This is a genomic window from Acidovorax facilis, from assembly GCF_023913775.1.
GTDB lineage: Bacteria > Pseudomonadota > Gammaproteobacteria > Burkholderiales > Burkholderiaceae_C > Acidovorax > Acidovorax facilis.
This window is the reverse complement of record NZ_JAMXAX010000006.1, coordinates 1-23,566: the sequence shown is the minus strand read 5'-3', so window position 1 is coordinate 23,566 and position 23,566 is coordinate 1. Positions and strand designations below refer to the sequence as shown.

The window sequence follows — 23,566 nt, the reverse complement described above, 5'->3', positions numbered from 1 at the left end:
CATCAACCAGCCCACTTGAACAGCCGAATTGGCCGGATTGGACCTGGTTTGAACGGATTTCATCGGGCTTGACGGCCTCATCTCTCACCTGGGCTCAGCATGTAGACGCGGCCAGTCATGACGTGATGCTTCGGGCCTGACATATGAAGGTGAGACCGGGAATCCGGTACGGCACCGATTCCGATTCTTTGCAGCATGGACATCCGCTCTTCCACACCATCACGCCATTGCCTTAGCTGGAAGGAATGGCACGATGGGACCGACCAACCGCCGCGCATCCGCATGGCCTTCGCTGGCCGTGCTGCTGGTCGTGTCGCTCTCGGCCCTGCAGCCCGCCATTGCCGACGACACCCCGGAGCGTGAGCAACTCGCCGCGCTCGCGCGCCAGCTCGACCTGATCGACCGACTGGCCGAGCACGCCGCCAACACCGCGCCGCAGGCGCGCGCCCGCCATCACTTCGACTACGCCCGGCTGCGCGCCGACCTGAAGCGCGTGCGCACCGGTGTGCAGGACTTCCTCGTGCCCCAGCGCGCCCAGCCGCGCGATCCCGTGCCGCTGGCCGGCGACTACCTGCGCCGCGACGAACAGGCGGAGCCCTCGCCATGACCGCCGACCAGATCGCCGCCTTCCAGGCCAACGGTGGCTTTGCGCCCTCGGCGGTGTCCGTCGTGGTGCTCGGCTTCGTGTTCGCCGTGCTGCTGCTGTGGGGCGTGTGGGCCATGCGCACGGCCTACGTGGGCTGGGCCGAGAACCGCATCAACCAACGTCAGTTCCTGGGCGTCTGCATCCGCTTCGTCGCGATGTACCTGGTGCTGACCTTCTTCCTCCTCTCCTGACCACCACGAAGGGCCATCGATCATGCACACGCCTCCGACTACTTCTCGCGTTCCCTCGCGCATCGCCGCGCTGCTGGCGCCGTTGGCGCTCCTGGGACTGCCGCCATCCGCGTTCGCGCAGGGCCTGCCGACCATGGAAGACCCATCGCGCGGCCAGGGCAGTGGCATCCTGCAGACCTTGCAGAACTACGGCTACGACATCGTGCTGCTGATCGCGCTGCTCGTGGTCGCCTCGATGTTCGTCGGTGTCTGTTATCACGCCTACACACGCTACTCGGAGATCCACACCGGCCGCGCCACCTGGGGCCAGTTCGGCCTGACGGTCGCCGTGGGTGCGATCCTGTTGGTGGTCGGCATCTGGCTGCTGACCAAAGCCACCGGCGTGCTGTAAGGGCTGCGCGCGATGGCCACCCCCGCGGAGACAACGCGCGACGCGCTGGTGACGTTCCTGCCGCACCGGTTGAATCGCCAGCCGGTGGTCGTGCGCGGACTGACCGCCGATGAACTGTGGATCTGCGCCGGCCTGTCGGCGGCCGCCGGGCTGGTGCTCGGTGTGCCCCTGGCCTGGCTGACGCGCAGCATTGCCATGGTGCCCACGCTGATCGTCGCGGGCATCGCGCTCGGCGTCTTCGTCGGCGGTGGCTTCCTGCGCAGCCAGAAGCGCGGCCGTCCTGACACTTGGCTGTACCGGCAGCTTCAGTGGCGGTTGACCTTGCGCTATCCAGTGCTCGCCGCTCACCTGGGCGGGTGCCGTCTGATCACCCGCACTGGCCGGTGGAGCACACGGCGCACGGCCGACCGAGGTGCGGCATGAGCCGTTTCAGGAATGAGGTCGCGCACCTGCAGGCACACGTGAAGACGCTGCGCCTGGGCGGTGCGGCGCTGTTCGTGGTGGCGCTGCTGCTCGGCTTCGGCTGGTGGAGTGCGCCGAAGAGTCTGACCATCCATGTGCCGCCGGACCTGCGCTCGGGCAGCACGCGCAAGTGGTGGGAGGTGCCGCCCGAGAGCGTGTATGCGTTCAGCTTCTATATCTGGCAGCAGGTGCAGCGCTGGCCCACCAACGGCGAGATCGACTACCCGCGCAACCTGCACGCGCTGTCGGCCTACCTGACGCCGAGCTGCCGGGCCTTTCTGGCACAGGACTATGAGTACCGTCGCTCAAGCGGCGAGTTGCGGCAGCGCGTGCGCGGCATCTACGAGATTCCCGGACGCGGCTATGGCGACAGCCCCAGCACGCGCGTCAAGGCTGTCTCCGACCGCGATTGGATCGTCACGCTGGACGTGAGCGCCGATGAGTACCACGGCTCCGAGCAGGTCAAGCGCGCCCTGGTGCGCTACGCCCTCAAGGTTGTGCGCATGGACGTCGATCCCGAGCGCAACCCCTTCGGCCTGGCGCTGGACTGCCATGCCAGCGCACCTCAGCGCATCGAGACGTCGCCGACGCCCGGCGCCGCATCCGGCCACTCGCAGGGAGACTCCCCATGAAACGCCATGCCCTGTCGGCCTTCGCCGGCATCTTGCTGTGGCTCGCGCTCGCGCCCGCCCAGGCCGTGGAAATCCTGCGCTGGGAACGCCTGCCGCTGGCGGTGCCGCTGGTGGTCGGCCAGGATCGCGTGATCTTCATCGACCGCAACGTGCGTGTCGGCGTACCGGACAGCGCGGCCGCACACCTGCGGGTGCAGAGCGCCGGCGGTGCGATTTACCTGCGGGCGAGCGAGCCGCTGCCGCCGACGCGACTGCAGTTGCAGGACGTGGAGTCCGGCGCGCTGATTCTGCTCGACATCGCCGCCGAACCAGCGCAGGACGGACAGCCCCCGCTGGAGCCAGTGCGCATCGTGGACGCGCAGCAGTCGCCCGCCACGCGCTACGGCGGCGAGACGGCCAGCGCCACGGAAGCCGCCGCACCGGATCGGCAAGTGCGCAAGCGCGAAACACCCGTCCCGGTCGTGCTGACGCGTTACGCCGCGCAGAACCTGTACGCGCCGTTGCGTACCGTCGAGCCGGTCGCCGGGATCGGCCGCGTGAACCTGCGCCGCGACCTCTCGCTGGACGCCCTGCTGCCGACGCTGCCGGTGCAGGCGCGGGCCTTGGCCGCCTGGCGGCTCGAAGACCAGTGGGTGACGGCGGTGCGGCTCACCAACACGGCGGCGCGCTGGCTGGACCTCGATCCGCGTTCGCTGCAGGGCAATTTCGTGGCGGCCACCTTCCAGCACCCGAACCTGGGGCCGGCCGGCCAGGCGTCCGACACCACCGTGGTCTATCTGGTCACGCGCGGCCGCGGTCTGGCCGAGGCGCTGCTGCCCAGGCTGAGCCCCATCGACGCCAGCGTGAATCTGCCGCCGTCCGGTGCCGCCGGCACGGCAGGAGGAGCGTCCGATGAAAAGTAACCCGCTGCTCAAGTGGCTGCTGATCCCCGTGATCCTGCTGCTGGTGTTCGTCGGCATCAAGCTGTTCTCCGGCCCCACCGGCCAGCGGCCCGCACTATCGGGCACGGCCAACCCGCTCACGCCCGAGGAGATGAAGGCCCTGGGCATCGAGGGCGACACGCCACGCGACACGGTGGCCACGCTGGTCGCGCAGGTGAAACAGTTGCGCACCGAGCTGCAGACCGCGCTGGGCGACAACCGGCAGCAGAAGACCGAGAACGAGCGCCTGCGCACCCGCGAGAGCGCGATCGACCAGCGCATCCAGACCGCGCTCGAAAGCGAACGCAGCCGCTTGCAGCAGGAACGAGAGCAGGTGGCGAGCGAGAAGCAGCAGACGCAGGGGCTGCTGCAGGATCTGCAGCAGCGGCTCGATGGCCTCTCCGGCAAAGGCGGCCAGATCGACCTGCCCGTCGGGCTGGGTCTGGAAGAAGGCGACGGCAAGCGCTTCGGCAACGATGACGGCAGCGGCGCAGGCAACGGCACACACTGGGTCGAACCAGGCGATGCCAAGACCGATGCCCGCAACAGCAGCAAGGAACCGAGCTTTCCGCTGAGCTTCGGCCCGGCGCAGAAAACCCTGTCGGCCGCCGTGGAGTCCGTCGCCGATGCCGGCGGGCGGGCGGTGGTCGGCGCCGTGGGCGCGACCACGACGCCGTTCTACACGGTGCCGCGCAATGCAACGCTGATGGGTTCGGTGGCGATGACGGCGCTGATCGGCCGCGTGCCTATCGACGGCACGGTCAATGACCCGTACCCCTTCAAGGTGCTGATCGGCCCGGACAACCTGACGGCAAACGGCATCGACATCCCCGACGTGGCCGGCGCCGTGGTCAGCGGCACGGCCTCTGGGGACTGGACGCTTTCGTGCGTGCGCGGGCAAATCCGTTCGGTCACTTTCGTGTTCCACGACGGCACCATCCGCACCGTGCCCGAGGACGGCAACCGGGACCAGCGCGGCGGGCAAGCCAGTGCCAACAGCACGACGAGTGCCACGCAAGGCGGCCTGGGCTGGATCAGCGATCCCTACGGCATTCCCTGCGTCAGCGGCGAGCGGCGCAGCAACGCGCAGCAGTACCTCGGCAGCCAGGCGCTGATCACCGCGGCCGGCGCGGGCGCGGCCTCGCTCATCAAATCCGACAACGGCAGCGTCGCCGTGGTCGCCAACGGCAACGGCTCGCTCGGCACGGTCGGCATCGGCGGCAACGAAGCGATGGGCCGCATCCTGGCCGGTGGCGTGCGCGACATGGCCGATTGGGTCAACAAGTTGTATGGCCAGGCCTTCGCGGCCGTCTACGTGCAGCCCGGCGCCAGGGTCGCCGTGCATCTGGAGCAGCCGCTCCACATCGACCGCGACGCCCAGGGGCGTCGGGTGAACCACCGCATCGGAGAAGCCCATGCCTCGGACCTGGATTGACGCGGCCGTCGTGCTGCTGGCGGCCGTCTTGCTCGGCGGCTGCGCGACCAGCAAGGAGAAGCTCCTGCCCCACGGCCACAACACCATGCTCGACATCTGGCAGCAGGAGACCGGCGGCGGCGAAGGCGGCGGCCCCGCCGCACGGCAACTGCTCGACGCACGCCAGGGCCTGCGCCGGCCGCTGACCGAAGCCGACGTGCAGGCCACACCCGCCGTGCAAGAGCGCTACACGCGCACCGCGAGCAACGAAATCTACCGGCAGTTTCATCGCCTGCCGAATCCCGACTTGGTGATGTACGTGTTCCCGCATCTGGCCGGCACCGACCCGGTGCCGGTGCCTGGCTACAGCACGGTGTTCCCGTTGTACCAGCGCGTGCAGTACGCAATGCCCGGCGAGCGGGTGGAGGACTATTGATGGCCTGGTCGATGCCGTGGCCGCGCAAGGGAGCCGCCCCTCCAACGGATGGTGCGCAGGCGGCGGACGACGCCTGGGCGCTGCATGTCGCGACGCTGGCCGCGCAGGGCATACCCGAGCCCGGCGGCGCGCTCGCCGGCCAGCGCCGGCCAGCGACCCAGGCCGACCACGATGCGCTCTACACCGTCGCGCCGTCGTTCGCGGACATGCTGCCCTGGGTCGAGTACCTGCCGAGGTCGAAGACCATGCTGCTCGAAGACGGGCAGTCGGTGGCCGCGTTCTTCGAGCTGCTGCCGGTGGGCACTGAAGGCCGCGAGCTGGCCTGGCTGTGGCAGGCCCGCGATGCGCTGGAGAACGCCCTGCAGGACTCCTTCGACGAACTCGATGAGAACCCCTGGGTGGTGCAGCTCTATGCCCAGGACGAAGCCGATTGGAACCACTACCTGAGTAACTTGGCGGGCTACGTGCAGCCGCGTGCGCAGGGCAGCGCGTTCAGCGACTTCTACCTGCGCTTCTTCGCCCATCACCTGCGGGCCATCGCCAAGCCGGGTGGCCTGTTCGAGGACACCACGGTGACGCGCCTGCCGTGGCGCGGCCAAGTCCGGCGCGTGCGCATGGTGGTCTATCGCCGCACGTCCGCGGCCCCGGCCTCGCGGCGCGGCCAGTCGCCCGAGCAGGCGCTGACCACGATCTGCGACCGCCTCGCTGGCGGGCTGGCGAATGCCGGCGTGAAAGCCCGGCGTCTCGGCGCGGCGGACATCCACGCCTGGCTGCTGCGCTGGTTCAACCCGCATCCGACCCTGCTCGGCCCGAGCGCCGAAGACCGCGAGCGCTTCTATGCGCTGACCCGCTACCCCGACGAGCCCGAGGAGGGCGAAGTCGAACTCGCCAGCGGCACCGACTTCGCGCAGCGGCTGTTCTTCGGCCCGCCGCGCTCGGATGTCGAGCAGGGCCTGTGGTTCTTCGATGGGCTCCCGCATCGCGTCATCGTGATGGATCGCCTTCGCATGCCGCCGGCGACCGGACACCTGACGGGCGAGACGCGCAAGGGCGGCGACGCCATGAACGCGCTGTTCGACCAGATGCCGGAAGACACGGTGATGTGCCTGACCGTGGTGGCGACACCGCAGGACGTGCTGGAAAGCCATCTCAATCACCTGGCCAAGAAGGCCGTCGGCGAAACCCTGGCCTCCGAACAGACGCGTGCGGACGTGCAGCAGGCGCGCGGCCTGATCGGCAGCTCCCACAAGCTCTACCGTGGCGCACTGGCGTTCTACCTGCGTGGTCGAGATCAGGCCCAGCTCGACGTGCGCGGACTGCAGCTCGTCAACGTGATGCTCAACGCGGGCCTGCAGCCGGTGCGCGAGGAAGACGAGGTGGCGCCGCTGAACAGCTACCTGCGCTGGCTGCCCTGCGTCTACGACCCGGCCGCCGACAAGCGTGGGTGGTACACGCAGCTCATGTTCGCGCAGCACGCCGCGAACCTGGCGCCGGTCTGGGGCCGCAGTCAGGGCACAGGCCACCCCGGCATCACCTTCTTCAACCGCGGCGGCGGCACGATCAGCTTCGATCCACTGAATCGGCTCGACCGGCAGATGAATGCGCATCTGTTCTTGTTCGGTCCCACGGGTGCCGGCAAATCCGCGACCCTCAACAACCTGCTCAACCAGGTCACCGCCATCTACCGACCGCGGCTGTTCATCGTCGAGGCGGGCAACTCGTTCGGGCTGTTCGGCGACTTCGCCGCGCGCCTTGGGCTCAGCGTCAACCGCGTGAAGCTCGCACCAGGCTCGGGCGTCAGCCTGGCCCCGTTTGCCGATGCATGGCGCTTGGTCGATATGCCGGGCCAGGTGTGGACGCTCGACGCCGACGCGCTCGACGAGGACCGCGCCGAAACTGCCGCGGCGATGGAAGGCGACGAGCAGCGCGACGTGCTCGGCGAGTTGGAGATCACGGCGCGACTGATGATCACGGGCGGCGAAGAGCGCGAGGAAGCGCGCATGACGCGCGCCGACCGGAGCCTGATCCGCCAGTGCATCCTCGACGCGGCGCCGCGCTGCGTGGCCGAGCAACGCACGGTGCTCACGCGTGACGTGCGCGACGCGCTGCGCGAGCGCAGCCGCGATGCCACGCTGCCGGAGGCGCGGCGGGCGCGGCTGCAGGAGATGGCGGACGCGATGGATATGTTCTGCCAGGGCGTGGACGGTGAGATGTTCGACCGTCCGGGAACGCCGTGGCCCGAGGCTGACATCACCATCGTGGATCTGGCGACCTTCGCCCGCGAGGGCTACAACGCGCAGCTCTCCATTGCCTACATCTCGCTCATCAACACGGTGAACAACATCGCCGAGCGGGACCAGTACCTGGGTCGACCCATCGTCAACGTGACGGACGAAGGCCACATCATCACCAAGAACCCGCTGCTCTCGCCGTACATCGTCAAGATCACCAAGATGTGGCGCAAGCTCGGTGCCTGGTTCTGGCTGGCCACGCAAAACCTCGACGACTTGCCCAAGGCGGCCGAGCCCATGCTCAACATGATCGAGTGGTGGATCTGCCTGTCGATGCCGCCGGATGAGGTGGAGAAGGTCGCGCGCTTCCGCGAACTCAACGCTTCGCAGAAGGCGCTGATGCTGTCGGCACGCAAGGAAGCTGGCAAGTTCAGCGAGGGCGTCATCCTCTCCAAGAGCATGGAAGTGCTGTTCCGCGCCGTGCCGCCCAGCCTCTACCTGGCGATGGCGATGACCGAGCCCGAGGAGAAGGCCGAACGCTTCCAGTTGATGCAGCAGCACGGCATCAGCGAGCTGGATGCCGCCTTCCGCGTGGCCGAGAAGATCGACCGCGCCCGCGGCATCGAGCCGCTGGCGCTGGATGCATTGGCCTGAAGGAGGAACAGCATGCGTCTGCCTTCGGTCACTCGACGCCATACCCTGATCGCGCTGCTGGTCGCGGCGGTGGGCGCCGCCGGGTGGTTGCTCCTGCGCACGCCCGATGCGGCCCCGGAGTTCATGCATCCGATCACGACCGTGCCCGAGCCACCGAAGCCGGCTGGGCCGCCGTGGCTGTACGGCCGCAGCGATGCCCGCTTCACGGTGGTCGGTTACGCCGACCTGGAGTGCCCGTACTGCCGGGCGTACTTCCCGACGCTCCAGCGCTGGATCGACACCCACCCCGAGGTGAACTGGCAGTGGCATCACCTGCCGCTGTCCATACACGAGCCAGCCGCGACCGCCGGGGCACGCCTGGCCGAGTGCGCGGGCGAGGTGGGCGGGCATGCCGCGTTCTGGCAGGCGGTGGCGTGGCTCTACGCGCACACCCGCGGCGACGGCCAGGGCCTGCCGGAGGGCCTGCGCTATCCCGACCTCACGCCAACGCTGCAGCAGTGCCTCGACAGCGCGCGGCCCGACACCGTGATCCGCGCCCAGGCCGCGGAGGCGGCACGACAGAGCACTGCCGCCACGCCAACCCTGCTACTGCGCGATCGCGACACTGGCAAGACCCTCCTGCTTCACGGTCCCGTCGAAGGCGATGCCTTGCTGTCGGCCATCGACCTGCTCGCCGCCGGCAGCACGACCGTAGCCGAACCCGCCCATTCCCCAGACATGCCCGCCGGCGTTGCTGGCGACATGCCCAGGTAGCCATCGATCTTCAAGGCTACGGCGCGGCTTGTCCGCGTTGATCGAAACCCGTTCGCATCGCATCCCTTGACGCGAACAGCCACTGCATCCGCGGTGGTGGATGCCCGCTCGTCACCTGTTCCATCCCCATCGTCCCCTGGAGGGTTTGCCCTCCAGGGGCAGGCGCCCTCCGATCTCATCCATTGGAGGTTCGTCATGTCTTTTGTCATCGCCGACTCCCGCCCGTCGGAGTCGCTCACCCTGATCGCCGCCCAGCACGAAGACTGGATCATCCGGCAGGCCATCACCCTGCTGGAGAACCGCGTGTTCAAGGCCGGTCCGGCGCTGGGCAGTCCCGCCGCCGTGCGCGACTACCTGCGCCTGAAACTGGTCGCGGAGCCGAACGAAATCTTCGCCGTCGTGTTTCTCGACAGCCAGCACCAGGTGCTCGCCTTTGAGCCGCTGTTCAAGGGCACGGTCGACCAGACTTCGGTGTATCCGAGGGTGGTTGTCCAGCGTGCGCTGATGCTCAACGCTTCGGCTCTGATCCTGGCGCATCAGCACCCCTCGGGGAACACCGAGCCCTCGGCCGCTGATCGTGCGATCACCGAGCGGCTGAAGAGCGCCCTGGCCACCGTCGATGTCCGGGTGCTGGATCACTTCATCGTCGGCAAGGGCACGCCGTATTCGTTCGCCGAGCAAGGCCTGCTGTAGCCGCGGCCTTCCACCGCGCCGCAACGGTGCTCGTCTGTTGTCCTCCACGGGAGCCTTCGGCTCCCGTTCTCTTTGGGCGCCGGCCTGCAGGAAATCGGAGCCGACCGGTGTCGGTTTCTTTGTCGCTCAAGGGCTGGCCTTGCGCTCGACTACGGGCTGCATCGACTCCGCGGAGGCGCGACATGCCGGCTCTTTCCCTCAACCTTCCCGCCGCCTCACGGCGCCCTCTGGCCGCCGTGCTGTGCCTGGCGCTGCTCGCGCCGGTCGCGGTGGCGGCGGACGTGCTCGTCGTCACCGACAGCCGTCATCCGGTGCAGGCCCCGGCCGGCGTGCGCGTCATCGAGCTGGACCAGCCGGCGCACATCGAGGCCGAACTCACGGCGCGCTTGCCCGCTGACCCAGCCCAGGCGGAGGCCCTGGTACGGCAGCGGCTGCTCGATGGCGGCGCCGACCTGCAGCGCCGCATCGGCCAGGCCTACCAGGGCGTCGCCGATGCCTGGGGACTGGGCATCGTCAAGATCCCTGCAGTGGTGGTCGATCAGCGCTACGTGGTCTACGGCGAGCCCGACGTGGCCCACGCCGTCGCGCGCATCGACGCCTATCGGAGCGCACGGCCATGAGCCGCCTGATGACTTCCCGGCGCCTGCGCGCCATCGTCGCCTCGCTGATGCTGGGCGCGGCCACCTCGGCGTTCGCCCTGAACACCGCCACCATCGTCTCGTCAGCGTTGTCGCCCGACTGCCTGGAGTACCGCGTCGTCGGCATCTGCTACTGGCTGTACTGCACGCCGTTCGGCTGCTCGGTGCGCACCTCGGTGAAGGTACGCCACTACGTGCCCGATGCCGTCGTGTCGAGCTACAGCAACACGGGCGAGAACCCCTGGCTGGAAGTGCGGGCGATGAGCATGCCGAATCCGACCGCCAAGGCCGGCGGCGACGGCACCACCAACCACGACAACGAGAACAACCTGGCGAAATTCAAGAACGCTGACGTGATCGGCCACCCCGCCGGCCTGGTGTTCAGCCAGTTCGCCGCCGCCTCCGGCTACTCCTGCGAGGGTGCGGGCACGGCCTTCATGCCCTACCTGCTGAGCACGCTCGATACCATCGCCTGGCGCTACAACATCCCCGAAGCGTTCTACCCCGAAGCGCTGATTCCCGGACGGCGCGAGATCGGCACGCGCGCCGGCCTGAACCTGTGGGGCAACGTCTATCCGCGTGGCGGTTTCCTGCACCAGACCGACGACCACAAGAGCGGTGCCGTGGTCGCGCAGCGTGCGGGTGACATCGTGACGCGCCGCGGCCAGATCCACGTGTACCAGCCGCTGCTGGCCGACGCCCGCGACGGCTACTGGCCGGCCGGCGCGCTGATGGAGACCAACGCCTCGACGGGCAAGTGGCAGGAGCTGACGCCCACGCTCTCGAACAGTTGTGTGGTCTTCCCGCACAGCCGCACCCGCGTGCAGGCCCAGCAAGGCGACTACGCCTGGGCCTTGTGGCGGCCGTACTCCTGCTGCCGGCGCCGTGGCCAGGTCTTCCTCGGCAGCGTCGATTTCATGTGAGGAACCCACGATGAACGCATCCTTCCCTGACTTCCTGCGCCGCTCGAAGTCGCACCTGCGGGCCACGCTGCTCGTGGCGGCCATCACGCTGGTCGTCGGCGTCGCCTGGGCGCAGACTCGCATCGACCCCAATGGCGTGAACGTCAGCGGCAGCGTGATCGGCGACGACGTGCTCTACAGCATCGGCGGTGGCCGCGCCGTATCCATGGGCGGTGCGGGAAACATGCAGAGCATCGGTGTCGGCATCGGCTGGAACAGCAACCTCATCTGCGGCGACATGAGCATCACCACGACGCTGCAGAACCAGTTGAACGGCATCACCAACGGCTTCCAGACGATCATGTCGAACGTGATCCAGAACGCTACGGCAGCGGTGGCGTCGCTGCCGGCGCTGATCATCCAGCGCGCAGATCCCGGGCTCTACAACCTGCTCACCAACGGCATCCTGCAGGCGCGGCTGGACTTCGACCGCTCCAAGATGACCTGCCGTGCGATCGCCGAGCGGATGGCCGACATGGCTGGCGGCCAAGCCGGCTGGAACCAGCTCGCCGAGGGCCTGGCGCTGCGCGATGCGGTCGCCAGCACCGATGCCGTATCCGCCATCGAGCAGGCCGAGACCAACCGGGGCAACAACGGCGTGCCCTGGGTTGGCGGCAGCAATGCCGGCGGCAACGGCCAAAGCTCGATCAAGGTGGTGGGCGACGTGACGCGTGCGGGCTACAACCTGCTCAACGGCCGCAGCATCGGCGATACGTCGCCGATTGCGTCCAGCGCCTGCGGCAACCGCCTGACCTGCCAGACTTGGCCATCGCCGCAGGCGGCCTCGGCCTGGGCGATCCGCGTGCTGGGCGAGCGTGAGCAGCGCACCTGCGAGAGCTGCACCAAGACGCAGACCACGCCAGGCGTCGGGCTCACGCCGATGATCCAGGAAGAGTACGAAACCAAGCTGCAGGCGCTGCAAGAGCTGGTGACAGGGGCGCGGCCGACGACGCCGGCCCATCTCGAAGCCGCCGGAAGCAGCTCGCTGCCGATCACCCGTGGCGTGATCGAAGCGCTACGCGACGAGCCCGATCAGGACGTGCTGGGCCGGCGTCTCGCATCCGAGGCCGCACTGTCGAGCGTGCTGGAGAAAGCCTTGCTGTTGCAGCGCACGCTGCTGACGGGCAAGAAGGAGCCCAACGTCGCAGCCAACGAGCTGGCCGTGCAGGCGGTCGATCAGGAGAACGCCGCGCTGGAGCAAGAGATCAACAACCTCAAGACCGAACTGGAGCTGCGGCGCACGTTGGCCGGCAACTCGGCGATGGCGATCATCCAGCGCCACAGCACCCGCGCCGCCGGTTCGCGCGGTGTCTTCGAGGGCGACACCACGCGCGACCGGCTGCGGGAGATCGAGAAGCCGCGGAGCGGCACGCCATGAGCCGGCTGGCCTGGCTGCGGCTACCGTGGCTGTTCAACCGCCGCGTCGGCGTGGCGCTGCTGTGGACCTTGCTGGTGGTCGCCGCCGCGGTGGCGGTGAACATCGCGGGCATCCACGTGGTCGGCGGCGTCGATGGCTGGGAGAACTGGTTGAGGGCGCATGCGGGCCACTTCTTCCTGTGGCGGCTTCTGCTCTACGCAGCAACAGCCTACGGCTGGTGTTGGATGCGCGGGCGCCTGCGGCAACGTGAACCGTCGGCCGAGGCGCATAAGCGCCTGCTGCGCACGGAGATCGCGGCCGTGATCTCCGTGGTCGCGCTGGAAGCCAGCCAACTGTTGCGGCACGGCTGAGACCGGGAGGCAGGCATGACGCTCTACACCACGGACTACCTGGAGTATTACCTGACCCTGGTGGCTTGGGTGGTCAACAACGGCATCTGGAGCATCCTTGTGACCAGCGGCGTGTTCGCGCTGCCGTTCGTGGCCATCGTGATCCAGGAATGGCTCAAGGCCCGCAGCGAAGGCGCGGACGAGGGCAACAAGGGCGTGCTGTCGTCGATGCGCATCGAGAACCGGGTGTGGGTGGCGATCGTGGTCATCATGTTCGCCGGCATCCCGTTCATCCCGGTGGATCTCGCCACGATCAAGTTCGACACCACGCGCTCCGCGCAATGCCAGGTCAACGTCCCGCTGCCCAACGACACGGGCTGGTCCAACGTCTACACGGCGCTCAACAACCAGAGCGCGCTGGTGCCGGTGTGGTGGTTCTTCATGCATGCGCTGTCGAAAGCCGTGACGGGCTCCGCGGTGGCGGCGATTCCCTGCGGCACGGACCTGCGTCAGGTTCGCATGGATGTGGATGCCACGCGCATCGACGATCCGGTGCTGGCACAGGAGGTCGCCGACTTCACGCACGACTGCTACGGGCCGTCGCGAGCCAAGCTGTTCATGAACCGGCCGACGCTCTCCGAGGAACAGATGAACGACGTCACCTGGATCGGGTCGAGTTATTTCCTCGACACGCCCGGCTTCTATGACACCTATCGCGCCAAGACCCCACGCACGGCCTGGCCCTACGACGCGACCCGCGATGCGGGGCTGGCACAGGTGGACAGCGGCGGCGGCTATCCGTCCTGCCGACAGTGGTGGGCCGATGGCGGCCAGGGACTGCGCAGTCGGCTGCTGGCGCAGGTCGACCCGGATCTGCTGACCCGCATTGGGCGCTGGGCGGGCTTCCTGTCGCAGAGCGAGGTCAATGACTCGGTGATCCGTGCCGTGGTCTCACCGCGACAGCAGAAGATGAACAAGGGTGCCGTCTACACCGACTACGGCGGCCAGATCGACAAGACGCTGCCGAACATCGTCACGCGCGGCGCGGGCGACCTGGGGCTGACCGTCGGCTCGCTGGGCTTCTTTCCCGCGATGGACGTGGTGCGCCAGGCGCTGCCGATAGTGCTGACGATGCTCAAGATGGCGCTCGTCATCTGCATCCCGCTGGTGCTGCTGATCGGCACCTACGACCTGAAGACGGTGGTGACGGTGAGCTGCGTCCAGTTCGCGCTGTTCTTCGTGGATTTCTGGTTCCAGCTCGCACGTTGGATCGACAGCACGATCCTGGACGCGCTCTACGGCTGGGGGTTTGGCGCGGACAGGCCGCACGCCAACTTCGACCCATTGATCGGCCTGAACAATGCGTTCGGTGACATGCTGCTGAACTTCGTCATGGCGATGATGTTCATCGTGCTGCCGACGTTTTGGGTGATGGCACTGGCCTGGGCTGGTGTACGGGCAGGCAATATCCTTGGAGCGCTTACCGTTGCTACCGGCGACGCAAAGGCGGCTGGAGGTAGTGGCTCTCGCCTTGCGATGACGGCTGCATCGAAGGGCGGTGCGAAGTAAAACGCATCCTTTCGCACCGAATGGGGCAGCTACGACTCGTCAGAGTCGCCCATGTCGTGGCGCCACTCGTTCTTGTCGTACAGACCATGGCCAGAGTGTCCTTCACGCCACTCTGGCTGGTTCTCATCATCCGCATCGGCATTCCGCGCGAGCCATGCCGCGACTACCGCAAAGGCCAGCAGCAGGACGAGCCAGGATACGGTGTAGAGCAGCATGCCAAGCACGGCCAGCTTGACGATCCAGAGCACCGCCGTCGCCGCGCCCGCGGGCACCCCGCGCGTCACCAGCCAGCTGGCGACACGCTGCTCGCGGCGCAGGTATCCACGCCAGGCACGGCCAGCCCCCCCGGCCCAGCCGGTGGCTCCAGCGCCCGTTGTGCGTGTTGGTGGTCATGTTCATGTGCCTCGGCTTCAGTGGTGCCTCACCTCATGGAGCGGCCGGTTCGGGCTTGCCCTCCAGCATAGACCGCGACCAGGAGGGCGGGTGGGTTGCGGCTGGCAGAGCCAGGCTGGCTCGGGTGTCGCCAATATGATTAGATTTTGCACTGAAAATCAAACCTTATGCTACTTTCCCTGCGAATTCTTGCGATACCCCTAAGGGTTGATTGGATTCCGTGCTATTTTTATAGCATGGATGGAAATTCTAGGCACCAGGTAATCAAGCGGCTGCAAGTGGGGCTCCCCCGCGGGGCGCCGTTCGACCTTGCCACCCTGAGCCAGTTCGGGGTGTCGCCCCAGCTCGCCGCCCACTATGCCGACGGCGGGTGGCTCGTGCGCCTGGCCCATGGCGTCTATGCCTTCCCGAACGATGAGTTCGGGGTCTACGGTGCGCTGAAGTTCCTGCAACAGCGAGTGCCCGGCCTGCACGTCGGCGGCAAGAGCGCCCTGGCCCTGCAGGGCGTGCGGCACAACCTGGGCAGCCGGGAGGTCCTGGTGCTGTGGGGCGACGGTCGTTTCGCGTTGCCGGCCTGGTTCACTTCGCGCTTTCCGGCCCGCTACGTCCACGCCCGCCTGTTCGACTGGCCGGACACGGCGCTGGTCGGCAAGACTCTGACCACGCCGCCTGGTCTGCCCGAGGATCTGCGGGTGGCAGCCCCCGAGCGTGCCGTTCTGGAGATGCTGTACGAAGCCGGCGTAAAGCAGAGCCTCGAAGAGGCCCGTAACCTCTTTGACGGACTGCGTTCCCCCCGCAAGGACTTGCTAGGGCAACTGCTGTCCTGCTGCGCCAGCGTGAAGGCCGTGCGCCTGTTCCTCACCTGGGCGCGCGAGACCAGCCTCGTGGATGTCGATGCTCTACTGGAGCAGTACCCGGTTCGCACCGGCAGCAACACGCGCTGGATGAGCCGGTTCGATGACGGCACCTTGCTGAGCCTGAAACCTCATGGATAAGACCTACGCGGACACCGTTCGCCTGCTGCTGGCCGTCGCGCCCGACGTGTTCGCCAATGACATCTTCGCCATGAAGGGCGGCACGGCCATCAACCTCTTCGTGCGGGACATGCCGCGCCTGTCGGTAGACATCGACGTGGTGTACCTCCCGTGGCAGACGCCGCGCGACGAAGCGCTGCAAGCCATCAACCAGGAGCTGGCCGCCATCGCCACGCGCGTTGCACCACTGGGCGTGCAGACACGCCTGGTTCGCGCCAAGGACCTGGGGGACACCAAGCTGATCGTCGAGAACGACGCCAACCAGGTGAAGATCGAGGTCAACGTCGTGTTCCGAGGCAGCGTGCTGCCCGTCGAGCGGCGGCCGCTGAGCGCCAAGACCAGCGATCTGTTCGGCGTCGAGTTCGAGCTGCCGGTTCTGGCACCGGACGAGTTGTACGCCAGCAAGCTGGTGGCGGCGCTGGATCGGCAGCACCCCCGCGACCTGTTCGACGTGTGGCAGCTCTACGAATCGGGCGACATCAGCGACGGCATGGTCGAGTGCTTCGTGATCTATCTGGCGGGCCACAACCGGCCGCCCCACGAAGTGCTGTTCGGCAACGACAAGGACATCGCAGGCGAGTACGAGCGGGCCTTTGTCGGCATGACCGAAGTGGACTGCTCCCTGGAGATACTGCTCGACGCTCGCGCCAGGCTGCGGCGCGAGCTGCCACAGCGACTGAGCACCGCGCACAAGCAGTTTCTGAGCGGGCTGGTGCGCGCAGAACCGGACTGGTCGCTGGTGCAATGCCCGCACGCCGCTCAACTGCCGGCACTGCGCTGGAAGCTGAGCAATCTCGAAACCTTCCGCAAGCGTCGTCCCGACGACTTCGCAGCGCAAGCTGCCGCCCTCAACACCGGCTTGGGCCAGAGCTGACGAGCATCCCGCAGCTTCCGGCTTGCCGGGATTGCCCCATGCCGCATTCATCGTGGCACCCGCGAAGCAGCGGCCCTATACCCAAAGGCTTCCGACAAAGGCCAAAGGGCTGGGAAGGGGCAAGGGAAGGGCGCCAAGGGGAAAGGCCCTATCCTGAAAAGGCCAAAAGGCGCCCCCGAGCAGCCCGTCATCCGGGGTTCGTCATGCTCTCGCTGTTCCAGCGCAAACGGGTGCCACCCACCGCCGGCACACCGCCCACATCCGCCATCGAAACTCCGAAAGGGTTGATGCGGCCGGAGTCGGCCGCATCGCTGCTGGCGACGCCGCGCCGGCAGAAACTGCTGGAACACATCTGGCAGCGCACATCGCTCTCGCGCCGACAGTTCGCCACGCTCTACCTCGCCCCACTGGAGCGCTACGCCGAGCTGGTCCAGCAGTTCCCGGCCTCCGAGAGCCACCACCACGCCTATCCGGGCGGCATGCTGGACCACGGCCTGGAGATCGTCGCCTACGCGCTGAAATTGCGGCAGTCTTACCTGCTGCCTGCGGGCGTCACGCCAGAGGCACAGGCGGCCCAGGCCGAAGCCTGGACCGCAGGCACGGCCTACGCGGCCCTGCTGCACGACATCGGCAAGATCGCGGTCGATCTGCACGTCGAGCATGCCGACGGCAGCGCTTGGCATCCCTGGCACGGCCCACTGCGAAAGCCCTACCGCTTCCGTTACCGAAAGGAGCGCGAGTACCGCCTGCACAGCGCCGCCACCGGGCTGCTCTACGTGCGCCTTCTCGATCGGGACATCTTCGACTGGCTCAGCGGCTATCCCGACCTCTGGGCCGCGCTGCTGTACGTGCTGGCAGGCCAGTACGAGCACGCCGGCACGCTCGGCGAGCTGGTCGTGCAGGCCGACCAGGCATCAGTCGCCCAGGAACTCGGCGGCGATCCCAGCAAGGCGCTGGCGGCGCCCAAGCATGCGCTGCAACGCAAATTGCTCGACGGCTTGCGCTACCTGCTCAAGGAAGAGTTCAAGTTGAACCAGGCCGGCCCGGCGGACGGTTGGCTGACCCAAGACGCCCTTTGGCTGGTGAGCAAGACCGTCTCCGACAAGCTGCGCGCACATCTGCTGTCGCAGGGCATCGACGGCATCCCGGCGAGCAATACGGCGGTGTTCAACGTGCTGCAGGATCACGGCATCGTGCAACCGACGCCGGATGGCAAGGCGATCTGGAAGGCTGCCGTCACCAGCGACGCCGGCTGGTCGTACGCATTCACCTTCCTGAAACTCTCGCCGGCGATGATCTGGGATGCCGTCGACCGGCCGGCGCCGTTCGCAGGCCGTGTGCAGCTCGAAGAGGAACAGGCGGAGCAGACGCCGCCGGCGGTGGCCGATGGGCCGCACGTGGAAGGCATCGAAGCTGCACCCGCGAGCAAGGCGCCGATCGCATCCGCAGCCACAGACACCGGCGTGGCCGCGCTGCTCGACCTGCTGGGCGACACCGCCCCCCCCCACGGCACCGGAGATCCCGCGTTGCCCGGTTGCCGAGGCCGAGTCGGCCCCTTCGACCGTGCCCCCGCCGCAGATGAGCCTCGCGCCTTCCCAGGATCGCGCGGAGCCCTCCGGGGCGCACTTCATGGCCTGGCTACGTCAGGGCATCCAGACGCGCAAGCTCATCATCAACGACGCCAAGGCCCTAGTGCATACCGTCGCCGGTACGACCTACCTCGTCAGCCCCGGCGTGTTCCAGCGCTACGCGCAGGAGTACCTTCAAGTCGCCGCGCTGGCCAAGCAGGAGAAGCTGGAGGGTTGGCAGTGGGTACAGAAGCGCTTCGAGAAGCTGGGGCAGCACCGCAAGCAGCCCAGTGGGCTGAACATCTGGACCTGCGAAGTCACCGGGCCGCGCAAGTCGCGCCGGCTGCACGGCTATCTGCTCGCCAGCCCGGATGCGCTGTTCCGGGAGACGCCGCCAGACAACCCTTACCTGCGGCTACTCAACGAGGCCGCAAAGAGCGAAGATTCAGCCCTTGGGGGCAAGGACAACGACGATCAGGGGTAGGCATGCGGCCGCTGCGCAGGCCGGCTTCAATCCGCGGATGGGGCCGACTCTGCCAGCTTGGCTTCGGTCAGAGTCATCAAGTGGGCGGAACTGCATTTCAGCGCACGGGCGATCCTGAGGATGAGAGGGAGCGTGGGGACATGCTCGCCGCGCTCGATCTTGCCCATGTGCGACCGTTCGATGCCGGCCATGTGGGCCAGCGTTTCCTGAGCGATACCCTGGTTGGTTCTTTCTTCCCGCACGGCAGCCCCAAACGCGATGGCTGGTTCCGCTTCATAGGTAGTGGTGCCGGTGGGGCGGCCTCTTTGGATCGATCGCTTTTGCATTGCCAAAAGCGTCGAACATGGTCAATATTTAAACCACGTTAAACTTAACTCATTCAACGGTTTCGAGATCAGTTGCGACGAGTTCACCGCCTGGGGAGAGCTGGACGTGGAATCGAGTGACATCACCGCCGAAATTCGCATGGCCGTCCTCGGCGAATGGGTGCCTCCCCAACTCGCCGACGTGCTCGCCCTGCAGCGTGCCGAAGAGCCGGAGACCCATGCCGTCCTGGCCGGATGGACAGATCCCGGTCGAGGCGCGGAGCTGCCGGGCGACGGCTTCGACTTCGCCCTGTCTGCGGCTGCCTGGCAGTGGCCTGGCTGGATATGCGAGCCGCTGTGGCATGACACGCTGGCGGTCGCCGTGGCCAAGCGCTCCCACCTGCTGGCCTACCGTGAAGTGCCGTGCCAGGAAGTGCTCAAGCAGCCCTCGATCTGCTCGCAGTCCACCGCCGATGAACCATGGCGCATGACCGTGCAGCGCGTGTTCGAGAACGCGCTGCAAGAGCGAGAGCAAACGGTGGAGACATTCGACGTGGCAATGACGCTGGTTGCCGCCGGGTACGGGATCGCCATTGCGCCTGCCGCGAGACTGGCGAGCTACCTACGCCGAGGTATCGCCGTGCGGCCGCTGGCGGGCGCACCAACGATCGTGATGGCTTACCTGCTCCGTCGCAACGCTTCCTTGTCGGACACCCAGGCAAGATTCGCCCGCCGCGCGCGCTTGGTGTCCTGACAGACGCGCGGGGATCGCGGTTTCGCCACGATCCCGCACCTGTTGCTAGGCAGCCCCGACTCGTTGCGGGGTCCATTCGCTTTCCTTCACGGCTGTGCTCACGGCCATGACGAGCTTGTCGAGATTGCTGGCAGTCACACCCTCCAGTGCCGAACGCTCCCGCAGCATCGAGCGCGGTTGCAGCAGTGCATGGTAGATCTGCCAGGGGTCCGCACCCCTGGTCAGCTTCAGGACGGACTGGATCAGCTCGTGCTTGAGTGGGTCGAGGTGCCAGTCCGGCACGCGCTGGCCGCGGTTGCCTACGTTCAACGCCAGCAAGTTGCCCGCCTTGATCTCGTAGCTGATCCATCTGCGGGATTTGCCCGCCATCTTGGCAAACGCAGCGACGGGGAGGTTGTGCGGCGCTTCGAAGACATCGAACAGCTCCATCCTCTCGCGCTGAATGTCCGAAGGCACCAGCGGCGCGGCCGATCGAGGGGGTGGAACCGCCGGCAGCCGATGCGCGGCGGCAGAAACCAACGGCATGGCGTCACCCGGCTTCGTCACGAGCAGGATTGGCGAAGCGGCAACCGGCGTGGAGGGTGCGCTTGCGGTTTGCTCACTCGGGAATGCGGGCACGCCTTCCAGATGCACGGTGAGCGGCATGCTGGCCGCCTCGACCTGGCTCTGCTCGAAGAGGTCGAGTCGATCGGCCCAGTCCTGCATCATGCGACGACGCTGCTCCACGTACTCGGCATGGTTGTAGGTCGCGCTGACCTTGTTGGGATCGACATGCGAGAGCTGCGCATCCACCCAGACCTTCGGGTAGCCGATCTCGTTGAGCGCAGTGGACATCGTGCCACGGATACCGTGTCCGGTCAGGCGTTCCTGATAGCCCATGCGTTTGAGCGCACCATTGAGCGTGTTCTCGCTGATGCGCTTCTTCAAGTCGCTGTCGTGCCGGAACAGGTAGCGCTGCGCCGGCTTGAACTCATCCAGCAGGTGCCGGACGATCTCCACGGCCTGAATCGACAGCGGCACGATGTATGGCGGGATGTCCTTCGGCTGCTGCCGCTTCTTGCGCATATCCACCTGGAGTTGCTTCACGACGTCGGGCGGGATGATCCACAGCCCACGGTCCAGGTCGAATTGATCCGGCATCGCCTGTCGCAGCTCTCCGGTTCGCACGCCGGTCAGCAGCAATAGCCGCAGCCCGAGCTGGGTCTGCCGCCTGCCGCGATAGCTGCGCAGCCTCTGCAGCAGCTTTGGCAACTCGGCCATGCGCAGGAACGGGTTGTGGTTGACGGGCGGCAGTGGCAGCGCCACCACGTCGAGATCGGAGGCAGGGTTCTGCTCCAGGCCCGGCACGATCACCAGTGCGTAGCGGAACAGTTGGTTGAACCACGCCCTGACTTTCTCGGCGACGGAGAGCGCCCTGCGTTTCTCGATTCTGGCGATCACCTCCAAGAGGTCGGGACGCTTGATCTCATAGATCGACCGCTTGCCCAAGGTCGGCAACACATCCTTGTCGAAGATGCGCGGAAGTATCGAGAGGGTCGTCTGCCGGCCTTCCTTGAGGCTGAGCCCGCGATGCTTGAGCCACTTGCGATACACCGCCTCGAAGGTGTTTTCGTCGGCGAGCCGGACAGCGGTGCGCTTCTGCTTGCGGTGAACGCGAGGATTGATGCCTTTGGCCAGCAGGGCGCGCGCTTCATCGCGTAGGCTGCGGGCCTCGCGAAGCGTCACCTCCGGGTAGGTGCCGAGCGACATCCGCTTCTGCTTGCCCGCCCAGTAGTAGCGGTAGTGCCAAGTCCTGCCCCCTGCAGCCGTGACGGCCAGGGAGAGGCCATCCAAGTCGGGAAGGGTGTATGCCTTGCCAGTTGCCTTGGCCTGCCGAACGGCCAGGTCTGAGAGTGCCATGCTCTTGCTCCTGAACATGAGTCAGGAACCAGATACTGGTCACGTCGACCTCGCCCCTCCATCAACAATCCGGAATCAGCCGCGCCCTCAAAAATGGACTTGTTTATGGACTCAAAAGTCCCGGCTGTAGGCGGATCGCAGTGGACCACGGCAGAACGTCAAAGAGAGGAAAAGTCTTTGTGTGGCAACGACTTGCAGACTCTCTTGGACTTCTGCGGAAGTCCGCAGATTGATGCAGTGGAGCGGGTGAAGGGAATCGAACCCTCGTATGAAGCTTGGGAAGCTGCCGTTCTACCATTGAACTACACCCGCCTTCTGTAAGCCGTTGATGGACAACGGTATTTCAGTGAGGCCTGTGAAAACACCGGGTTGGCAGCTGCCGCGCCAGAGTTTCATCAGCAGCCGTATTGTAGCCACGCGGCGGCGCGCCCGAAACGGGTTTGGCCAGAGGCTTGCGTCCCATGTTTGCGCCCCTTCGGCGGGATGCAGACCGAAGGCAGCACAATGGAGCCTTCACAACTACCCGCGAAAGAAGGAAAAGCCCCATGCAACTGAGCGACGACCGCACGCAGGCCACCCTGGCAATCAACAAAACGCTCACAGCGCCAGAGATCGAAAATCTGATTCGTGAGTTGGCCATGTTGCGCTCGCAGATGACGCCCGAAGTCACCCCGGCCCCCCAGGACAGCAATGGAGCCGGAGTTCCGACGATGTCGCAGGACAACCCCACGCTCGCCATCCAGTACCCGCTGGAAGACGCGCACGTCACCGTGTACCTGCGCAGTATCGGCCTGGGCTGGACCGCATGGCGGCTGCATCCCGACACCCAGCGGGCATTGGCTGAATTCTTCAATTCACGGCTTCCAAAAAGCGCGCCTGCCAAGGGCAAGCCCATTCCGTTTCGCTGATCCTGCCATAGCGAAGCTCCGCTAGCGCCCGCGAGTGTGCGGGCGTTCAGCCGGAGATTGCCGGGTTGCGGAAGCCCCCACGCGCCCGGTTTGGCAAACCGGGGTTGGCACTGGCGCCACCCAGATTGAACTGCGCAATGGCAGACACCATCGATAAATCCTAGTCTTCCAGACGCAGGCGGCGTCTGCTCTCGAACATCCGCTGCGCACCCGATACCGGGTCGACAAAGGCCAAGGACCGCGCCAGCAGTTGCAGAGGGCGCGAGTAGTCCCCTTCGGGAGGATCGTTGACCACCGGATAGAACGGGTCGTTGCGCAGGGGCAGGCCCAGCGCGGCCATGTGTATGCGCAGTTGGTGCCGCTTGCCGGTGATCGGCATGAGGCGGTACCGGGCCCAGGCGCCAGACCTTGCCACCTCCAGCATCTGCATCTGCGTGTGGCTGTTGGGCTCGCCGGGCACTTCCTGCATGCGAAAGAACTGAGGGCTTTCCTCCAGGCGGCTCATGTGTTCGCGCGGGAACACGAGGTCTTCGCGCCACGGCGCAATCGCGTCGTAATGTTTGGTGATCTGCTTGTCACGGAACAGCGCCTGGTAGGCCCCGCGTGTGCGCTGCTGCACCGACAGCAGCACCAGCCCCGCCGTGTCCCGGTCGATGCGGTGCAGGGGCGACAGTTCAGGCAACCCCAGCTGTCGCTTGAGGCGCACCAGCAGTGTGTTGTGCAGATAGCGGCCCGACGGTGTCACGGGCATGAAATGGGGCTTGTCGGCCACCACGAGGTGCTCGTCCTGGTACAGCACCGTTTCTGTGAAAGGCAAGGCGGGCTCTGCGGGCAGGCTGCGGTAGTAGTACACGCGCAAGCTGCCTTCAAACGGCCGCCCGGGCGACACGGGCTCCCCGCGTTCGTCCACCACATCCCCCGCCTGCATACGCTGCAGCCATTCGTCGCGGGTCACGACGGGCAGACGCTGCGCCAGAAAGTCCAGCATGCTGCCCTGCCCCTGGCTGGGCAGCACCACGCAGCTGGGGCCCACGCCATCGCGCATGGG

The 23,566-nt window shown here is 66.7% G+C and carries 24 protein-coding genes, 1 tRNA gene and 1 pseudogene; 21 read left to right on the top strand and 5 right to left on the bottom strand.

What is annotated here, in order from left to right:
• Positions 1-253 precede the first annotated feature (253 nt).
• The 16 genes from NFX52_RS03625 to NFX52_RS03550 all read left to right on the top strand — a co-directional run bounded on the left by NFX52_RS03625 (position 254) and on the right by NFX52_RS03550 (position 14,299).
• Positions 254-607 (top strand): integrative conjugative element protein, RAQPRD family, encoded by a 354-nt coding sequence (locus NFX52_RS03625; RefSeq protein ID WP_252635407.1) that lies wholly within the window; start codon positions 254-256, stop codon positions 605-607.
• Complete coding sequence (locus NFX52_RS03620; RefSeq protein WP_020685598.1) at positions 604-837, top strand: TIGR03758 family integrating conjugative element protein; 234 nt, start codon at positions 604-606, stop codon at positions 835-837. Before NFX52_RS03625 ends, NFX52_RS03620 begins: the two co-directional genes overlap by 4 nt.
• Before the next feature lie 22 nt (positions 838-859).
• Positions 860-1,228: a TIGR03745 family integrating conjugative element membrane protein gene (locus tag NFX52_RS03615; RefSeq protein WP_033470526.1), complete on the top strand. Its 369-nt coding sequence runs from the start codon at positions 860-862 to the stop codon at positions 1,226-1,228.
• Positions 1,229-1,240: 12 nt separating this feature from the next.
• The gene (locus tag NFX52_RS03610; protein WP_252635406.1) at positions 1,241-1,651 is read left to right on the top strand and encodes a TIGR03750 family conjugal transfer protein; all 411 of its coding nucleotides are present in this window, start codon (positions 1,241-1,243) and stop codon (positions 1,649-1,651) included.
• Complete coding sequence (locus tag NFX52_RS03605) at positions 1,648-2,322, top strand: PFL_4703 family integrating conjugative element protein (RefSeq protein ID WP_252635405.1); 675 nt, start codon at positions 1,648-1,650, stop codon at positions 2,320-2,322. The genes NFX52_RS03610 and NFX52_RS03605 overlap by 4 nt, the downstream gene beginning before the upstream one ends.
• Positions 2,319-3,224, top strand: coding sequence for a TIGR03749 family integrating conjugative element protein (locus NFX52_RS03600; protein ID WP_252635404.1), 906 nt, complete (start codon positions 2,319-2,321; stop codon positions 3,222-3,224). Before NFX52_RS03605 ends, NFX52_RS03600 begins: the two co-directional genes overlap by 4 nt.
• A complete protein-coding gene (locus NFX52_RS03595; protein ID WP_252635403.1) occupies positions 3,214-4,677 on the top strand; it encodes a TIGR03752 family integrating conjugative element protein in 1,464 nt (487 codons plus the stop codon). Before NFX52_RS03600 ends, NFX52_RS03595 begins: the two co-directional genes overlap by 11 nt.
• A complete protein-coding gene (locus tag NFX52_RS03590; RefSeq protein ID WP_020193564.1) occupies positions 4,658-5,092 on the top strand; it encodes a TIGR03751 family conjugal transfer lipoprotein in 435 nt (144 codons plus the stop codon). Before NFX52_RS03595 ends, NFX52_RS03590 begins: the two co-directional genes overlap by 20 nt.
• Positions 5,092-7,977, top strand: coding sequence for a conjugative transfer ATPase (locus tag NFX52_RS03585; protein WP_252635402.1), 2,886 nt, complete (start codon positions 5,092-5,094; stop codon positions 7,975-7,977). Before NFX52_RS03590 ends, NFX52_RS03585 begins: the two co-directional genes overlap by 1 nt.
• A 12-nt stretch (positions 7,978-7,989) precedes the next feature.
• Positions 7,990-8,730, top strand: coding sequence for a DsbA family protein (locus NFX52_RS03580; protein ID WP_252635401.1), 741 nt, complete (start codon positions 7,990-7,992; stop codon positions 8,728-8,730).
• A gap of 195 nt (positions 8,731-8,925) precedes the next feature.
• On the top strand, positions 8,926-9,423 hold the full coding sequence (gene radC / locus NFX52_RS03575) for a RadC family protein (RefSeq protein ID WP_252635399.1): 498 nt from the start codon (positions 8,926-8,928) through the stop codon (positions 9,421-9,423).
• 182 nt (positions 9,424-9,605) lie between these two features.
• Positions 9,606-10,043: a TIGR03757 family integrating conjugative element protein gene (locus NFX52_RS03570; protein WP_252635398.1), complete on the top strand. Its 438-nt coding sequence runs from the start codon at positions 9,606-9,608 to the stop codon at positions 10,041-10,043.
• Positions 10,040-10,984, top strand: a complete 945-nt coding sequence (locus NFX52_RS03565; protein WP_252635397.1) for a TIGR03756 family integrating conjugative element protein — start codon at positions 10,040-10,042, stop codon at positions 10,982-10,984. Before NFX52_RS03570 ends, NFX52_RS03565 begins: the two co-directional genes overlap by 4 nt.
• A 10-nt stretch (positions 10,985-10,994) precedes the next feature.
• Positions 10,995-12,401 (top strand): integrating conjugative element protein, encoded by a 1,407-nt coding sequence (locus NFX52_RS03560; RefSeq protein ID WP_252635396.1) that lies wholly within the window; start codon positions 10,995-10,997, stop codon positions 12,399-12,401.
• Complete coding sequence (locus NFX52_RS03555) at positions 12,398-12,751, top strand: hypothetical protein (protein ID WP_252635395.1); 354 nt, start codon at positions 12,398-12,400, stop codon at positions 12,749-12,751. Before NFX52_RS03560 ends, NFX52_RS03555 begins: the two co-directional genes overlap by 4 nt.
• 15 nt (positions 12,752-12,766) lie before the next feature.
• Positions 12,767-14,299 (top strand): conjugal transfer protein TraG N-terminal domain-containing protein, encoded by a 1,533-nt coding sequence (locus tag NFX52_RS03550; protein ID WP_252635394.1) that lies wholly within the window; start codon positions 12,767-12,769, stop codon positions 14,297-14,299.
• 29 nt (positions 14,300-14,328) lie between these two features.
• Here NFX52_RS03550 and NFX52_RS03545 read toward each other — a convergent pair whose 3' ends face one another.
• Entirely contained in the window at positions 14,329-14,583 is a 255-nt protein-coding gene (locus tag NFX52_RS03545) for a DUF3742 family protein (RefSeq protein ID WP_435301286.1), read from the bottom strand.
• A 345-nt stretch (positions 14,584-14,928) separates the two neighbouring features.
• Here NFX52_RS03545 and NFX52_RS03540 point away from each other — a divergent pair, with 345 nt between their 5' ends.
• From NFX52_RS03540 to mobH, 3 genes and pseudogenes are all read left to right on the top strand, one after another.
• Positions 14,929-15,687 carry a type IV toxin-antitoxin system AbiEi family antitoxin domain-containing protein gene (locus NFX52_RS03540; RefSeq protein ID WP_252635392.1) on the top strand — a complete coding sequence of 253 codons (759 nt, stop codon included), beginning with the start codon at positions 14,929-14,931 and terminating at the stop codon, positions 15,685-15,687.
• Positions 15,680-16,600 (top strand): nucleotidyl transferase AbiEii/AbiGii toxin family protein, encoded by a 921-nt coding sequence (locus NFX52_RS03535; protein WP_042928625.1) that lies wholly within the window; start codon positions 15,680-15,682, stop codon positions 16,598-16,600. The genes NFX52_RS03540 and NFX52_RS03535 overlap by 8 nt, the downstream gene beginning before the upstream one ends.
• A gap of 203 nt (positions 16,601-16,803) precedes the next feature.
• Positions 16,804-18,652: pseudogene (gene mobH / locus NFX52_RS03530) on the top strand (MobH family relaxase).
• A gap of 26 nt (positions 18,653-18,678) precedes the next feature.
• Here the strand turns inward: mobH and NFX52_RS03525 are convergent.
• Complete coding sequence (locus NFX52_RS03525) at positions 18,679-18,978, bottom strand: helix-turn-helix domain-containing protein (protein ID WP_252635391.1); 300 nt, start codon at positions 18,976-18,978, stop codon at positions 18,679-18,681.
• Between the two features lie 106 nt (positions 18,979-19,084).
• On the opposite strand from NFX52_RS03525, the gene NFX52_RS03520 reads away from it, so the two are divergent.
• The gene (locus NFX52_RS03520; protein ID WP_042928621.1) at positions 19,085-19,711 is read left to right on the top strand and encodes a substrate-binding domain-containing protein; all 627 of its coding nucleotides are present in this window, start codon (positions 19,085-19,087) and stop codon (positions 19,709-19,711) included.
• A 45-nt stretch (positions 19,712-19,756) separates the two neighbouring features.
• On the opposite strand, the gene NFX52_RS03515 is transcribed toward NFX52_RS03520, so the two are convergent.
• The gene (locus NFX52_RS03515) at positions 19,757-21,610 is read right to left on the bottom strand and encodes a tyrosine-type recombinase/integrase (RefSeq protein WP_252635390.1); all 1,854 of its coding nucleotides are present in this window, start codon (positions 21,608-21,610) and stop codon (positions 19,757-19,759) included.
• 238 nt (positions 21,611-21,848) lie between these two features.
• Positions 21,849-21,922: transfer RNA gene (locus NFX52_RS03510), tRNA-Gly, on the bottom strand.
• Positions 21,923-22,155: 233 nt separating this feature from the next.
• Here NFX52_RS03510 and NFX52_RS03505 point away from each other — a divergent pair.
• The gene (locus tag NFX52_RS03505; RefSeq protein WP_055398082.1) at positions 22,156-22,518 is read left to right on the top strand and encodes a hypothetical protein; all 363 of its coding nucleotides are present in this window, start codon (positions 22,156-22,158) and stop codon (positions 22,516-22,518) included.
• 160 nt (positions 22,519-22,678) lie between these two features.
• Here NFX52_RS03505 and NFX52_RS03500 read toward each other — a convergent pair.
• Positions 22,679-23,566 (bottom strand): pseudouridine synthase (locus tag NFX52_RS03500; RefSeq protein ID WP_252635389.1); only part of this gene is annotated, 888 nt, incomplete at its 5' end.

Excerpts from the sequence above, each read along its gene's own strand:
- NFX52_RS03580 (WP_252635401.1), top strand. The coding sequence starts at position 7,990 with ATGCGTCTGCCTTCGGTCACTCGACGCCATACCCTGATCGCGCTGCTG.
- NFX52_RS03625 (WP_252635407.1), top strand. The coding sequence starts at position 254 with ATGGGACCGACCAACCGCCGCGCATCCGCATGGCCTTCGCTGGCCGTG.
- NFX52_RS03505 (WP_055398082.1), top strand. The coding sequence starts at position 22,156 with ATGCAACTGAGCGACGACCGCACGCAGGCCACCCTGGCAATCAACAAA.
- NFX52_RS03600 (WP_252635404.1), top strand. The coding sequence starts at position 2,319 with ATGAAACGCCATGCCCTGTCGGCCTTCGCCGGCATCTTGCTGTGGCTC.
- NFX52_RS03605 (WP_252635405.1), top strand. The coding sequence starts at position 1,648 with ATGAGCCGTTTCAGGAATGAGGTCGCGCACCTGCAGGCACACGTGAAG.
- radC (WP_252635399.1), top strand. The coding sequence starts at position 8,926 with ATGTCTTTTGTCATCGCCGACTCCCGCCCGTCGGAGTCGCTCACCCTG.
- NFX52_RS03595 (WP_252635403.1), top strand. The coding sequence starts at position 3,214 with ATGAAAAGTAACCCGCTGCTCAAGTGGCTGCTGATCCCCGTGATCCTG.
- NFX52_RS03610 (WP_252635406.1), top strand. The coding sequence starts at position 1,241 with ATGGCCACCCCCGCGGAGACAACGCGCGACGCGCTGGTGACGTTCCTG.
- NFX52_RS03585 (WP_252635402.1), top strand. The coding sequence starts at position 5,092 with ATGGCCTGGTCGATGCCGTGGCCGCGCAAGGGAGCCGCCCCTCCAACG.
- NFX52_RS03535 (WP_042928625.1), top strand. The coding sequence starts at position 15,680 with ATGGATAAGACCTACGCGGACACCGTTCGCCTGCTGCTGGCCGTCGCG.
- NFX52_RS03525 (WP_252635391.1), bottom strand. The coding sequence starts at position 18,978 with ATGCAAAAGCGATCGATCCAAAGAGGCCGCCCCACCGGCACCACTACC.
- NFX52_RS03565 (WP_252635397.1), top strand. The coding sequence starts at position 10,040 with ATGAGCCGCCTGATGACTTCCCGGCGCCTGCGCGCCATCGTCGCCTCG.
- NFX52_RS03515 (WP_252635390.1), bottom strand. The coding sequence starts at position 21,610 with ATGGCACTCTCAGACCTGGCCGTTCGGCAGGCCAAGGCAACTGGCAAG.
- NFX52_RS03620 (WP_020685598.1), top strand. The coding sequence starts at position 604 with ATGACCGCCGACCAGATCGCCGCCTTCCAGGCCAACGGTGGCTTTGCG.
- NFX52_RS03615 (WP_033470526.1), top strand. The coding sequence starts at position 860 with ATGCACACGCCTCCGACTACTTCTCGCGTTCCCTCGCGCATCGCCGCG.
- NFX52_RS03560 (WP_252635396.1), top strand. The coding sequence starts at position 10,995 with ATGAACGCATCCTTCCCTGACTTCCTGCGCCGCTCGAAGTCGCACCTG.
- NFX52_RS03550 (WP_252635394.1), top strand. The coding sequence starts at position 12,767 with ATGACGCTCTACACCACGGACTACCTGGAGTATTACCTGACCCTGGTG.
- NFX52_RS03570 (WP_252635398.1), top strand. The coding sequence starts at position 9,606 with ATGCCGGCTCTTTCCCTCAACCTTCCCGCCGCCTCACGGCGCCCTCTG.
- NFX52_RS03540 (WP_252635392.1), top strand. The coding sequence starts at position 14,929 with ATGGATGGAAATTCTAGGCACCAGGTAATCAAGCGGCTGCAAGTGGGG.
- NFX52_RS03555 (WP_252635395.1), top strand. The coding sequence starts at position 12,398 with ATGAGCCGGCTGGCCTGGCTGCGGCTACCGTGGCTGTTCAACCGCCGC.
- NFX52_RS03590 (WP_020193564.1), top strand. The coding sequence starts at position 4,658 with ATGCCTCGGACCTGGATTGACGCGGCCGTCGTGCTGCTGGCGGCCGTC.